Annotated in this window: 11 protein-coding genes; 8 read left to right on the top strand and 3 right to left on the bottom strand. The window is 56.1% G+C overall.

Features of this window, described 5'->3' with window-relative positions:
* The first annotated feature begins 4 nt into the window (after positions 1-4).
* The gene (locus FHR99_RS10885; protein ID WP_183410677.1) at positions 5-1,291 is read left to right on the top strand and encodes an MFS transporter; all 1,287 of its coding nucleotides are present in this window, start codon (positions 5-7) and stop codon (positions 1,289-1,291) included.
* A gap of 37 nt (positions 1,292-1,328) precedes the next feature.
* Positions 1,329-2,333: a LacI family DNA-binding transcriptional regulator gene (locus tag FHR99_RS10890; RefSeq protein WP_183410678.1), complete on the top strand. Its 1,005-nt coding sequence runs from the start codon at positions 1,329-1,331 to the stop codon at positions 2,331-2,333.
* Positions 2,334-2,347: 14 nt separating this feature from the next.
* Here the strand turns inward: FHR99_RS10890 and FHR99_RS10895 are convergent, their stop codons facing one another.
* The gene (locus FHR99_RS10895) at positions 2,348-3,859 is read right to left on the bottom strand and encodes a glycosyl hydrolase family 79 N-terminal domain-containing protein (protein ID WP_183410679.1); all 1,512 of its coding nucleotides are present in this window, start codon (positions 3,857-3,859) and stop codon (positions 2,348-2,350) included.
* Positions 3,860-4,041: 182 nt separating this feature from the next.
* On the opposite strand from FHR99_RS10895, the gene edd reads away from it, so the two are divergent.
* The 4 genes from edd to FHR99_RS10915 are packed head-to-tail and all read left to right on the top strand — an operon-like array spanning position 4,042 to position 8,700.
* Positions 4,042-5,853 carry a phosphogluconate dehydratase gene (gene edd, locus FHR99_RS10900; RefSeq protein WP_183410680.1) on the top strand — a complete coding sequence of 604 codons (1,812 nt, stop codon included), beginning with the start codon at positions 4,042-4,044 and terminating at the stop codon, positions 5,851-5,853.
* A 30-nt stretch (positions 5,854-5,883) separates the two neighbouring features.
* The gene (gene zwf / locus FHR99_RS10905) at positions 5,884-7,353 is read left to right on the top strand and encodes a glucose-6-phosphate dehydrogenase (protein WP_183410681.1); all 1,470 of its coding nucleotides are present in this window, start codon (positions 5,884-5,886) and stop codon (positions 7,351-7,353) included.
* Positions 7,350-8,057 carry a 6-phosphogluconolactonase gene (pgl, locus tag FHR99_RS10910; RefSeq protein ID WP_343067529.1) on the top strand — a complete coding sequence of 236 codons (708 nt, stop codon included), beginning with the start codon at positions 7,350-7,352 and terminating at the stop codon, positions 8,055-8,057. The genes zwf and pgl overlap by 4 nt, the downstream gene beginning before the upstream one ends.
* A gap of 19 nt (positions 8,058-8,076) precedes the next feature.
* Positions 8,077-8,700 carry a bifunctional 4-hydroxy-2-oxoglutarate aldolase/2-dehydro-3-deoxy-phosphogluconate aldolase gene (locus FHR99_RS10915; RefSeq protein ID WP_183410682.1) on the top strand — a complete coding sequence of 208 codons (624 nt, stop codon included), beginning with the start codon at positions 8,077-8,079 and terminating at the stop codon, positions 8,698-8,700.
* A gap of 1 nt (position 8,701) precedes the next feature.
* Here the strand turns inward: FHR99_RS10915 and FHR99_RS10920 are convergent, their stop codons facing one another.
* Entirely contained in the window at positions 8,702-9,559 is an 858-nt protein-coding gene (locus FHR99_RS10920) for an SIS domain-containing protein (RefSeq protein WP_183410683.1), read from the bottom strand.
* A gap of 157 nt (positions 9,560-9,716) precedes the next feature.
* Here FHR99_RS10920 and glk point away from each other — a divergent pair, with 157 nt between their 5' ends.
* On the top strand, positions 9,717-10,670 hold the full coding sequence (gene glk, locus FHR99_RS10925) for a glucokinase (RefSeq protein ID WP_183410684.1): 954 nt from the start codon (positions 9,717-9,719) through the stop codon (positions 10,668-10,670).
* A 125-nt stretch (positions 10,671-10,795) separates the two neighbouring features.
* Positions 10,796-12,850 carry an oxidoreductase gene (locus FHR99_RS10930; protein ID WP_183410685.1) on the top strand — a complete coding sequence of 685 codons (2,055 nt, stop codon included), beginning with the start codon at positions 10,796-10,798 and terminating at the stop codon, positions 12,848-12,850.
* A gap of 24 nt (positions 12,851-12,874) precedes the next feature.
* On the opposite strand, the gene FHR99_RS10935 is transcribed toward FHR99_RS10930, so the two are convergent.
* Positions 12,875-13,921, bottom strand: coding sequence for a sensor domain-containing diguanylate cyclase (locus FHR99_RS10935; protein ID WP_183410686.1), 1,047 nt, complete (start codon positions 13,919-13,921; stop codon positions 12,875-12,877).
* Positions 13,922-14,033 lie beyond the last annotated feature (112 nt).

Here is a 14,033-nt window from a genome sequence, read left to right on the forward strand (position 1 = left end):
TCGTATGAACACGCCACTTGATCGCAAACGACTCTTTTTGGTCGGCAACCTTTCGATCTTTATGATTGGCCTCGGCTTTGCCGTACGCGCCAGTATTGCCTCCGACATTCAAGGCGATATTTTCAATCAACTGGACCTTGCCCGCTCGGCCGGTTTGGTGGGTGAGGTGTTAGGCGCAACGTTTATCGGCTTTGCGCTTACCTTACTGTTTGGCAGTGCGCTGGTCGACAAGGTCGGTATGCGTGCCATGCTGCTGTTTTCGGCGCTGGGTTATATCGTCGGCAGTATGCTGGTCGTGGCAGCATCGTTTATGCCGGTGACCAGTGTGACCTATTGGCTGATCTTTTTGGGTTTTCTGTTGACCGGTTTGGGATGGGGAGCGGTCGAGGCGGCCAGTAATCCTATGGTGACGGCAATTTACACGGAAGAGAAAACCCATCGCTTGAATGTACTGCACGCCTGGTGGCCGGCAGGTATCGTAGTTGGTGGCGTGGCGGGCCTTGGCTTTGCCGCACTGGATTTGCCATGGCAGACCAATCTCCTCATGCTGATCTTGCCGGGTGCGGTACTCGCGTGGCTGACCTTGTCGACGGTATTCCCTGTGACGGAACGCGTTCAGGCAGGTATTTCTTACGGCGATATGTTTCGTGAGCTTTTCCGCGCACCGGGCTACGTGGTCTGGTTTTTTATCATGATGATCACTGCTGCTGCAGAGTTGGCGCCGGGGCAATGGGTAGACCTAGCGCTGTCTAACATTGTGGGTATGCCCGGTATCATCGTTCTGATTTACGTCAGCATGCTGATGTTTGTTATGCGTCATTTTGCCGGCGTCATCGCCCATCGGATTTCGTCAGTGGGGCTGCTGTTCTTCGGCTGTATTTTTGCGGCAGCTGGGCTCTACGGGCTGAGCTTGTCGACGTCTCCCTTGCTCGCTTTTATATCCGCCACTTTCTGGGGTATAGGGGTGTGTTATTTCTGGCCGACCATGCTGTCTGTGGTCAGCGAGCGCTATCCGCGCGGTGGCGCTTTGTTCCTGGGGCTGACGGGTTTCGCGGGTGGTTTGTCGATCCAGTTTGTATTGCCGCAGATGGGCGCCATTTTTGACACAGCGAAGATTCAGGCGGCCGGCGGTGTGGATCAATTGGCGACTTTGAGCGGGGCCGAGTTGCAGGAGGTCTTGCGATTTGCCTCAGTCGAGTCTTTTCAGGCGGTGGCGCTTTTGCCCCTGTTACTGCTGCCGGTATTTGGCTTGATCTGGTGGCGTGACCGTCGGGTATCCAGCGGATCTTGAGCGCATTAAACTACGTGCGAAATCCGCAGGGAATTCTATGGTTACCATCAAAGATGTAGCAAAAATGGCCGGCGTATCTATTGCGACGGTCTCGCGAACGCTGGCTGAACCTGAGAAAGTCTCGGAGAAGACGCGCGCAAAGGTGATGAAGGCCGTGGAGAGTAGTGGCTATGTTACCAATACGCTGGCGCGAAATTTTCGGCGCCGCCGCAGTAATATGGTGGTGGTGCTGGTGCCGGATATCGCCAACCCCTTTTTCTCCAATATTATTCAGGGCATTGAACGTGTTGCGCGGCGCCACCAGTACCGCATTCTGCTGGGCGATACCCAGGGCGATGTGGCAACGGAAAAAGCCTACGCCGATCTGGTTTCCCAGCGACAGGCTGACGGTGTGATCTGTCTGGGGCGCAATATTCCCTTTGCTTACAAAAAAGGCCGAAAGACGGTCGATCCAAATTGGCCGCCGTTTGCGATGGCCTGTGAATACCATGGTGACATTCCTGTGCCAACCGTGTGTATTGATAATGTGGCCGCGGCCCGTGATGCGGTAAATCACCTGCTATCGCTGGGTCACCGTCACATCGGGTTTATTAATGGCCCTGAAGATTCACCGCTTTGCGAGGACCGCTTAATCGGTTACCGGCAGGCTTTGAAAGCGGCGAAGGTTAAAACCCAGGCCGTCTTCAACGGTGATTTTTCCTTGCAGTCCGGCTATGACCGCATGAATGATTTGCTGAAGCGTGGCGATTTCACTGCGGTATTTTGCGCCAACGATGAAATGGCCATCGGTGCCCTGCAGGCTTGCCGGGATGCTGGGCTGAAACCTCCCGAAGATATGTCAGTGGTTGGTTTTGACGATATTGCCTTTGCCGAGTATACCCACCCCAGATTGACCAGCATTCATCAGCCGCGCAATCGAATTGGTGAGCAAGTTATGAACTTGATGCTATCCATGCTTGCCGGCAATGCGCCTGACACGCCGCGGCTCGTGTTGCCTCATGAGTTAGTGGTCCGCGAGTCATCGGTCGCCAAGGTAGGGTGAACTTTACGCTACCGCTAGTTGTGCAGTGTGCAACGCCAGAAGCTGATGCTGTAAGTGGGCACCTTTCCTGTAAAGGACTTAGCCGGGAAATCTGCCAGCGAAACCTTACCACTGCGCCAGCGCAGCTTTTCGCCATTCAGCCGTAGCCGCCGACTATCGAGTTTTTTGGCGATCAGTTCAAAGCCTTCGGTGGCTTCAAGGTGTGGTGGCAGGCTGATTTTCACTTCGCTGGCAATCAGATTGATCAGCAGGAGTATCCAGCCCTTGCCATCACGCGCCCGATGCAGATAGGCGCGCAGACCATCGGCGCGACTGTCGATGGCGTATACGTCCTGGCCCATCAATTGTCCCCACATCCAGCTGACCCAGTAGTCAGGGCGTGGCTTTAAGGTCAGGCGGGCAATCATGCCGTAGTCACCGCCCAGTAAGGACTGGCGCACCATGACTTTGTGTCCGAGGCGAGCGCCTTGTCCGAGTTGATCCGCCCACCAGAAACTGGAAGCCCAGCGATCTGACAAATCCGGTTGGCCGCCGCACTGGGCAGACCCCGTTTCCCCCGTCCAGAGTTCGGCATTGGGTTGAAATCTATCCCGAAGTTTTTTAAGGCGCTTGCTGTAACGCTCAAAATCTTTGAAAGAAGCGGGGTTGATCAGCGTTTTCAAGCGCGCTCTTCGCGTACGCAAGGGGCTGCGATCACTCTGAAATGGGTAGTAGTGCCAGTCGACTATATCGAGGGGCGTCGTCAGCGAAGCGAGAAAACGCGGCGTGATATTGCTGACGGGACGCACCGTTTCGCCGAGCCTTGGCCAGAAGGCGCTGCCGGGTCCGCAGATACGTGCTTTGGGGAAGCTCGCTCGAACCAGCTGGCTGAAGTGTTCGTAATCTCGGGCGAGATCTGTGGCTTTGGGTTGTGCGCGCAGACCGTGAAAGGCCCAATAGGCATTGAGTTCGTTGCCGAGCTCAAACACGTCGATAGTATAGCCCCGCGCTTTGCTGTAGTTGACGAGCTCTGCGACCTCGCTGCCTTGCCAGCGGCCGTGTTCCTTTCGTGAGAACAGACCGTACTTGCAGGTGAAGAACAGTTTTAGCTGGTTGCGCTCGACAAAGGCGTGCAGGTCGTCCCATTGCTGATGCGTAAGAACCAGAGCATCGGGCTCACTGACAGGGCGATCAAAATAATGGATTTTGTCCGCTTCGGAGCCGCCAATACGCAGATAGGCGGGCCCCAGTTTCTGCACCAGCTTGTCCAGCTTTTTGGTATTTAGATTCATTGGAGGCACGCGCAGGGTGCCGAGGCCGCGCTTTGTGTCGAGGGCTCCTTCCCACCAGTAGCCACCAGCCAGTACGGAAATATCGATAGAAAAGGACAGAAAGCGACGATCGACGAGAGCCACGGGTTCTGTGACTGGCAGGCTTAGAATGACAGTGTGATCTGCGCGTTGGCGAAGCCCTCGACTTTTTTGCCAGTGCGTCAGCAGAAATTTCAGGTGTTTGTAGAGACGACGAAGAAGAAAGGTGGCGCGCATGGACGGCAAGTTCAGCTCGGCAAAAAGTTTATTGCACCGCAGAACTGTTAAATTCTAATGAATATGGGTTAGATCTAAATGTAATTAAATTACAATGGAGTGTGGTTTTGTGGGTGCTTGAGGCGTATCATAATTAATCTTGTAAATAGTGCTGAATACGTCGTTCAGGCGGGGAAAGTGCCGTGCCACATGCAGAGATAGAGCGAGTTACCCAGAGAATTGTTGAGCGCAGTCGCGATACGCGGCAGTGCTATTTGGAAAAAATTCGCAGTGCGCACCAGCCGGGGGTATCCCGGAGCCATCTGTCCTGCGGCAATCTAGCCCACGGTTTTGCCGCCTCCGACGCGCATGACAAGTCGGCGCTGGCGGTCGACAGGGCGGCAAACTTTGCCATCGTGTCGGCCTACAACGATATGCTGTCGGCGCATCAGCCTTTCAAGACCTACCCCGATCAGATCAAGCAGGCCGCCCGCGAAGTCGGCGCGGTGGCCCAGTTTGCCGGCGGCGTGCCCGCCATGTGCGACGGGGTGACTCAGGGTCGAGAGGGAATGGAGCTGTCGTTATTCAGTCGCGATACTATTGCCATGGCCACGGCAGTTGCGCTGTCGCATGATATGTTTGACGGCACATTGGCGCTGGGGGTGTGCGACAAGATTGTGCCGGGGCTCGCCATCGGCGCGCTTGCCTTTGGTCATCTGCCAACGGTATTTGTGCCCGCCGGTCCCATGGAGTCCGGCCTGCCGAATGCCGAAAAAGGGCGCATTCGTCAGCTTTATGCCGAAGGCAAGGTCGGGCGCAAGGAGCTGCTGGAGGCGGAAAGCCAGTCCTATCACAGCGCCGGCACCTGTACCTTTTACGGTACCGCCAACAGCAACCAGATGCTGATGGAAATCATGGGCATGCAATTGCCCGGCAGCTCGTTTATCAATCCCGGAACGCCGCTGCGCGAGGCTTTGACCCGCGCGGCAGTCATGCGACTGAACGAGATCTCGCCGCTGTCTCCAGATTTTCTGCCCTTGGGCGAAATGATCGACGAGAAGAGCATCGTTAATGGAATTATTGGCTTGCTCGCCACCGGCGGCTCCACCAACCACACGATTCATCTGGTCGCGATAGCCCGTGCGGCGGGTGTCGTCATCGACTGGCAGGATATGGCTGATCTGTCCGCCGTGGTGCCGCTGCTGTGTCGTATATATCCCAATGGCTTGGCCGACGTGAATCACTTCCAGGCTGCCGGAGGGATGGCGCTGCTGATCAGAGAGTTGCTGGATAACGGTTTGCTGCATGAGGATGTTAAAACGATTGCCGGTGATGGCGGGATGCGCCGCTATTGCGAGGAACCCTTCCTGAAAGAACACGGCAGCGTGGAATGGCAGGAAGGCCCTGCCAGCTCGCTGGATGCTGAGGTGGTCGCGAGTTGTGCAAAACCTTTCAGTCGCGAAGGGGGGCTACGTTTGATGCAGGGCAATCTCGGTCGTTCAGTGATCAAGACCTCGGCGGTCAAACCTGAGCACCGGGTTGTGCGTGCGCCTGCGGTGGTGTTTGAAGATCAGAATGAAGTAAAAGAGCGTTTTGACGCGGGTGAGCTGGATCGTGATTTTATTGCGGTGGTTCGTTTTCAGGGGCCGAAAGCCAATGGTATGCCCGAGCTGCATAAACTGACGCCCGTACTGGGCGTGTTACAGGATCGGGGATTCAAGGTGGCACTGGTTACCGATGGGCGTATGTCGGGTGCCTCGGGCAAGGTTCCGGCGGCTATACACCTGATACCCGAGGCGCTGGATGGTGGGCCGATTACCTCACTACAGGATGGCGACATGATTGAGCTGGACGCAGAGCAGGGTATTTTACGCGTTGTGGACGACGCTGCATTAAAGCGCGAGTCAGCCAGCTATCAGGGTGGTCATCAGCAAGGTATGGGGCGGGAACTGTTTGCCGGTTTCCGGAAACTGGTTAGCAATGCCGAGGCTGGCGCTTCTGTGTTGGAGGTGTAAGCTCTACCTATGATGGACGCAGGACGCGCTATGTCTCAGCCCTTTGATATCGTTATTTTTGGCGGTGCCGGTGATCTGGCCTACCGCAAACTTTTACCCGCCCTCTACCGAACGGTGGCCGAGGGCAAGTTGCCCAATGGCTCGCGAATGATCGCCTGCTGCCGCAATCCCGACGACGTGGCGACCTATCACGAGAAGGCTTATGCCGCGTTGCGCGAGCATCTTTCAGAAGGCGAATACAAGTCCGATTGCGCGAAGCAGTTTCAGCAGCATCTGCAGTCGTTTGAACTCGATATCGGTAGTGCCGACCAGCGCTGGCAGAACATGGCTGAGCTGCTCGACAGCGAGGCCGACCGGGTGCGGGTGTATTACCTCGCGATACCGCCGACCATTTTTGGTGTCTGCTGCCAGAATCTGCATGCTTTCAAGCTGATTAACGCCAACAGTCGCGTGGTGGTGGAAAAACCGCTCGGCTACAACGCCGCCAGTGCTAACGCCATCAACGAAGAAATTGCGCGTTACTTTGATGAATCTGCGATCTATCGCATTGATCACTATCTGGGTAAGGAAACGGTCCAGAATCTGATGGCGCTGCGCTTTACCAATGTCATCTTTGAGCACCTCTGGGATGCCAAAACCATTGATCATGTTCAGATCAGTATTTCAGAAACGGTCGGTTTGGAAGGCCGTGCCGGTTTTTACAACGAGGCCGGTGCGCTGCGCGATATGGTGCAAAACCATTTGCTGCAATTGCTCTGTCTGGTGGCCATGGAATCTCCACACAAAATGAAAGCGAGCAGTATCCGGGCAGAAAAAGTCAAAGTGTTGGAAGCCTTGCGCCCGCTGCGCGGTGACGACGTACTGCGTAACACGGTGCGTGGCCAGTATGTGGCAGGTAATCACAAGGGTAAGCTGGTACCGGGCTATCTTGAAGAGTTAGGTGAGGCCAGCAGCAACACCGAAACCTTCGTCGCGCTGCGCGCTCATATCGACAACTGGCGCTGGGCGCGGGTGCCGTTTTATCTGCGCACCGGCAAGCGCATGAAGCAGCGTTGTGCCGAGATTGTTATCCAGTACAAGGAGGTGTCGCACCGTGTATATGACGCGGAGGCGGGAGCACTCACCCCCAACCGATTGATCATTCGCCTGCAGCCCGAAGAAAGTATCCAGCTGACCATGATGGCCAAGGATCTCGATACCCTGGATATGCGCTTGCAACCAGCGGCCTTGAACCTGAACTTTTCCGACACTTATAAACGCTTTAAGAGTGATGCTTACAAGCGATTGATACTGGATGCGGTGGCGGCCAACCCCAGCCTCTTTATTCACCGCGACGAAGTGGAGCACGCCTGGGCTTGGATCGACCCGATTATTGAAGCGTGGCAGTCATCTGACGATACGCCGCATCTATACCGCGCCGGAACCTGGGGGCCGCCGGAGTCCGACGAGCTCCTGGCCGAGTATGGCTCAGCCTGGTTTAACGCCGGGGAGCGCGCGTGAGCCAGATAAAAGAAGTTTTCTTTGACGGGCGCGTGGCAATGGTTGAGGCGCTGGTCACTCACCTGGCGGAAACCCTGAAGCAGGCGGTTGCGGAACAAGGTCAGGGTGTCATGCTGGTTTCCGGTGGCAGCAGCCCGCAGCCCGTTTATGAAGCGCTATCCCAGAAAGACCTTCCCTGGTCTGCGATTAGCATTGTGTTGGTGGATGAGCGCTGGGTGGATGTGGATCATCCCGCCAGCAATGAAGCCTTCATCCGTAGGCATTTGCTTGCCGGTGCGGCATCTTCGGCCAGATTTTTCGGCATGAAAACGTCCGCAGCTTCGCCACAAGCGGGTCAACGCGAATGTGAGCAGCGCCTCGCGGTATTGCCAGCGCAGGCAGACATCTGCCTTCTGGGGATGGGAAATGACGGCCATACGGCTTCGCTGTTTCCTTACGCTCAGGGGCTGACTGAGGCGCTTTACGGCAATCAGCGCTGCGCTGCGATTGTCGCCGAGCAGAGTGAGGTCACTGGAGAGCACACTGAACGCATGACCCTCACAGCGCCCCATTTGCTGGCGGCAAAACAGCGCGTGCTGATGATGACCGGAGATGAAAAACTGTCCACCTACCGGAAGGCCGCAAATGGAAAGGATATTGAGGCCATGCCCGTGCGCGCCATTTTAAATGCGTCAGAACCGGTGAGCGTGTTCTGGTCGCCGTAAGCTAATCAGGAATCAAATGATGGAAAGCCTCGACCATATTATGGGCCTCTGCCCGGTCATACCTGTGATCGTTATCGATCAACCGGAACAGGCGGTGCCGCTGGCGAAGGCCTTGTATCGCGGTGGTTTGAAGGTTCTGGAAGTTACCTTGCGTACGGAGTACGGTCTGCAGGCGATCACGGATATCAGCAAGGCGCTACCCGATGCGGTGGTGGGTGCCGGTACTGTCATCACCGCGGACGATGTAAAAAAGTCGAAGCAGGCAGGCGCTCGTTTTCTGGTTAGCCCGGGTTGTACCCCCTCGCTGGTAAACGCGGCGCAAGCAGAAGATATCGCACTGTTGCCCGGCATTAATACGCCGAGTGAGGCGATGGCTCTGTTGGAATTTGGCTTGACGCATTTGAAGTTTTTCCCGGCCGAGGCGGCAGGTGGCGTGCCGATGTTGAAGTCTATCGCCGGGCCATTGCCGCAGCTGCGATTCTGTCCGACCGGCGGGGTAAATCCCGATAATGCCCGCGACTATCTGGCCTTGCCCAATGTCGCCTGTGTGGGTGGTACCTGGATGCTGGATAAGGCGGCGATTGCCAATGGCGATTGGGACGTGATTGAAACGCTGTCTCGAGAGGCCGCCCGTTTAGGCTGAGCTATTTGCGTTTACGTGAGCTGGTTTTGGTGGCGTCGAGACTGTTTTTAATTTTCTTAAGCTGATATTCCACCTCCGACCCCAGCGCCAACGTCATGCCGGTAGCCAGAATATCGATGATGGTTAGAATCACAATGCGCGTGGTCATCGGCACGTAAACGGTGGTGTCTTCCAGTTCATCGCCCGAGGTAATGGTAAGGTCTGCCAGTTTTGCCAGAGGTGACGTCGGGTTGGTAATGGCGACGAGGGTGGCGCCGCTGTTTTTAACCAGCTCCGCGATCTCAATTGAAACCCGCGTGCGACCGGTGAAGGAAAACACCAGAAAACAGTCGTCGCTGGAGGCGCCGGCCGCCGCCATGCGCAGCATCAGATGGTCGTCATAAGCCACCGTGGGAATGCCGAGCCGGAACAGTTTGTGATGAGCGTCTTGTGCGATGGCCGCCGCTCCGCCCATACCGGCAATAATAATCTGGCGCGCACTGCAGAGTGTATCAACCGCTTGATCCACCGTTGTGGCGTCAATGTGGGAGCGCAGATATTCCAGTGCCGCCTGATTGGCGTTGATGCGTTTTTCAATAATGGTGTTGGCGCTGTCGCCGGTGGATACTGCCTCGGTTATAAAACTGGATTTCTTGGCCAGGTCGCGCGCCAACCTGACTTTAAAATCAGGAAAGCTTTTACAGCCAAGGTTGCGACAGAACCGGGACACCATCGGGTCGCTGACACCAGCACGGCCGGCCAGCGTCGCCGTTGCCAGATTCACGGCATCGTCGGGTGCAGCCAGAATCACATCGGCGATCTTGGTTTCGGCACGGCTGAGCGTGTCGTAGCGTGATTTCAGCAGGCTGAGAATACTCATGTCGAATCCGTTATCAGTCTGCCTACAGTATATTACGCAACAAGGGAGAAGGCTCGGTTCAGTGCCGGTGCGGCGGAGTGATAAACTGTCGGTCTTGTCCGATCGCTCCGCGACGCAGACCTACACCCTAAACCTCGCATCAGGTAATTGAAAGCGCATGCACAATCCTACACAAGCCATCTACATCGTCGCAGACATCGGTGGCACCAATGCCCGCTTTGCCTGGGTAAGGGCGGATAAGCGCGATCTGAATGGCATTGAGAAATTTCCCTGCGCTGACTTTCCCCTGTTTGTTGAAGCGGTACGTGCCTATATAAATCGTGGCCATGCCGAGTCAGTCGCCGGCATTTGTCTGGCCGTGGCCGGTCCGGTGGAGCAGGACTGGATCGACCTGCCCAATAATCACTGGGCGTTCAGTCGCCGGGAACTGGAACAGCAATTGGGCATGCCCGTCACGATAATTAATGATTTTAGTGCGCAGGTGCTGAGTATTGCGGCGTTGCGTGAAGACGCGTTGCACTGGATTGGCGAGCCTCGCCCGGCCACTGATCAGCCTGGCGTCACGGCGGTGTTGGGGCCCGGTACCGGCTTGGGTGTTTCCGGGATGATGCCTAGCGGCGAAATCATTCCGTCCGAAGGTGGGCATGTGGGGTTTGCGCCGACCACTCGGCACCAGAGTCAGTTGCTGGATGTCTTGTGGACCCGCTATGAACGGGTGTCGGTGGAGCGTCTTTTGTCGGGCATGGGGCTGGCTAATCTGTATTGGGCCAATGCGCGTTTGCTCGGTCAGGAAAAAGAACTGCCTGCGCCGGAGGTAACCACCGGGGCGCGGGCGGGTGATACCTTATGTGTTCAAGCGGTAAAGGACTTCACCGACATTCTGGGTGCGGTTGCCGGTGATACCGCGCTGGCGATGGGCGCCTATAAAGGGGTTTATCTTTCCGGCGGCATTCTGCCCCAGATGATGGACGTGATTGATGTAAATGACATCCGCCGCAGTTTTGAATTCAAGGGGCGTTTCAGCCCGCTGTGTGCCGAGATTCCGCTGGCGATTATCGTGGCGGAGCATCCCGGACTAGTGGGCTGCGCCCAAGCACTGAAATCGTCCTAGAGCGGTTCATTCAAATTCGCTATTGACCTGCATCAGCTCACTTCATAGGCTGAAAACATTTTAATAACTATGCTTTTGGGGCGCAGACGTTTTTGGCGTGCCAAGCAAGGCTTGTCGAGAACACTATGAAATTGCTGGAACCCACCCGCATCGGAACCATGGCGCTGAAAAACCGCATGGTGATGGCGCCGATGACCACCAACTACGGTAATGAAGATCAGACGCCTTCAGAACGCTTGATCGCCTTCCTGCTGGAGCGAGCCAAAGGTGGTGTGGGCTTGATCACGGTCGAAGTGTGTACGGTCGACGTAAAGCAAAAGTACCAGCCCCAGTCGTTAACACTGGGTGACGATACGTTTATCGAATCCCATCGGCGGCTGACCGAAGCGCTGCACCAGTACGATGTGAAAGTCCAACCGCAGATTACCCACCCGGGTCCGGAATCCCTGAGCGCGATGTATTCCGGCGAGATGCCGATTGCACCGAGTGCGAGCACCGGTGCCTGCACCGGATTACCAGCGCGCGAAGTCACGGTAGATGAGCTGGATGGCATTGTTGAATCTTACGCCCAGGCCGCTCGGCGAGCGCGCGAGGCCGGCTACGACGGTATTGAGTTACATGCCGCCCATTGCTATATGCTGCTAGGCACCTTCCTCTCACCCCTTAAAAACAAGCGACAGGATGAATACGGCGCAGATACGACCGAAAATCGTACCCGTCTTCTGGTGCGCGTATTAAAGCGAATCAAGGCCGTGGCCGGGGCAGACTTTCCCATTACATTGCGAATTTCCGGTTTTGAACGCATTCCCGGAGGTCGGGATTCTTACGACACGGCGGCGATAGCCCCGACTCTGGTTGAGGCGGGGGTGGACGCTTTTCATGTCAGTGGCGGGGTCAGCGATCCGATGGTTTCGCAAATGATTTGCGGCCCCGAATTTCCCGATGGCTATAATCTGCCGGCTGCGGAGGCGATTAAGCGAGTTGTTGATGTGCCAGTGATGGTCGTCGGACGTTTTCTCGATCCGGAATTTGCTGAGCAGGCGCTACAAGATGGTCGGGCCGATATGATTGTGATGGGGCGCCCCTTGTTGGCCGACCCCCACTTGCCCGATAAGCTTGCCGCCGGAAAGCTCGACCAGATTCGGCGCTGTATTTCCTGTCAGAACTGCATTGATTCCATGTTCCTGTGGCCGATGGACGCGCGCATGAACTGTGCCGTGAACCCGGCGGCCGGGCGGGAACTGCAATTGAATTACGCCCCTGCCGAGCAGCCCAAACATGTGGTTGTGGTTGGTGCCGGCCCCGCCGGTATGGAGGCGGCACGGGTAGCCGCAGAACGTGGGCATCAGGTGACTTTGCTCGAGCGGCAGCAGCGTCTGGGCGGCTCGCTGGTATTGGCATCGGCGGTGCACAGTGACAACGGCCGCTTTTTGAAGTACCTGTGCAATGAGATACAGCGATTGCCGATTACCGTTCGGTTGGGTTTTGAGGCAAGCGTTGAGTCTGTCTTGACTCTGGCACCGGATGCGGTGATTGTGGCGACCGGGGCGAAACTCGATTATCACCGACTACCCGGCATGCAGGGCTCAAATGTTTTGACGGGCGGTTTATTGCGCGCTCTGGTCAACGGTGAACTGCCTCCCGCCGCGCAATCTGTGCCGGCGCCTGTGCGCTGGGCGGCTAAGGTTTTTGCGCCACTGATCAGTCGTTACCTGACGCCGGAGCGAATTCGTTTGTTGGCAGACCGATGGTTACCCGTCGGGCGCAGGGTGGCCATTTTGGGGGCTGATTTGGCGGCTATTGAGGTGGCAGAATTTCTCGCCCTCCGTGGCCGTGAGGTGATGATTTTTGAGCGCGGAGAGTTGATCGCGCCGGAAATCGGTCCCAAGCGCCGTCTGGAGCATGAAAAGCGTCTTGAGTCGCTGAGGGTGTCAATCAATACTCGCGCGACAGTCACTGAGATTACGCGCAGTGGAATCAAGCTGGAGCTGCAAAGCGGCTTTCGCAAGATACAGGCAGATACGGTGATTGTGCCGGGAGAGCCGGTTGCGGATACCCGCTTGCATGACGCTTTGTGTGCGGCCGGCATTGACAGTCATCTGGTAGGCGATGCCAGCGGATTGGGCTTAATCGTAAAGGCAGCTTTTGAAGGACATAAAGCTGCGACTCACCTCGTGTGAGTCACAGCTCAGTGAAATGCCTGATCAGTTCGGGAGCTGATTATCCTTGCTGCGCGGGCGGACTTCGGCAGGTAACTTCTCGTAGTGCACCACACGGTTACGGCCATTTTCTTTGGCGGCATACAGAGCAATATCGGCTTGCTTGAAATACAGACTGAAATCGCCCGTATTGCCATTGGCGAAACTATCGAGGGTAGAAATACCTGCCGAAACTGATAATGGACTATATCTCGCCGGGTGATGAATGTTGCCGGCGTAGACCCGTCGTCGCATTTTGTCGACCAGCTCGATAGCTTCTTCGGTGGGTGTCATTGGAATGATGATGGCAAATTCCTCACCACCATAGCGACACACACAATCACCGGCCCGGCGGAAACTCTGCTCGATCATGTGGGCGACCGAAATCAAGGCGCGATCCCCGGCCGCATGGCCGGCGACATCGTTAAAACTCTTGAACCAGTCAACGTCGACAATCGCAAAGCTGAGCGGTTCTTTCAGTCGTGCAGCGCGGCGCAGCTCGGCTTCGGCTTGATGGATCAAGTGGCGGCGATTGTAGAGATTGGTCAGAGCGTCCTTGAGGCCGAGGGCGCGAAAATCCAGGGAGTCCTCTAACAAGCGGACGAGGTTATTCATCGATACCTCATCAACACCTTGGGTGCCAACGGAGTGATCAAAAAACCAGCTGATAACTCCGATGGTCTGGCTGCCATCGCGCAGTACAGGAACGCCCACGTAGCTACATACATCAAGATTGCCGAGCGCGGGGCAGGTACTGGAGAACATGGGGGCTACCGTGGGTTGGATCACGATTTTTCCCGTGCGCAGCACTTCTGCGCAGCCTTTACTGGCACGAATGCCATTTTGCAGGTTCAGTCCGTCTGCGGCTACGAAAGCGGCACTTTTATTAACGGGTACGGAAAACGCCGTCGCGCAGGCACCATGAAGCTGTCTGGCCAGCTGAAGAATCCGGTTCAGGTTATAATCCTGAGATTCGGTCTCCAGTCCCAACTTTTCCATCGCATGTCGGCGAGCTTCAAAAAAATCGCTGTCTTGAGCCGTTGTAATACGCATGTCCACTCCTGCTCGCGCAATTGCCTCCGTGGCTTTGGGTGGAGCTTTATAGTGCAGGGCAAAATCTCCCCTGCTTATGTATTAGCTATACGCTAAAGCTCCGAGCTTATAG

Origin of the sequence: Litorivivens lipolytica (genome assembly GCF_014191715.1) — a bacterium.
Taxonomy (GTDB): Bacteria; Pseudomonadota; Gammaproteobacteria; order Pseudomonadales; family Spongiibacteraceae; genus Litorivivens; species Litorivivens lipolytica.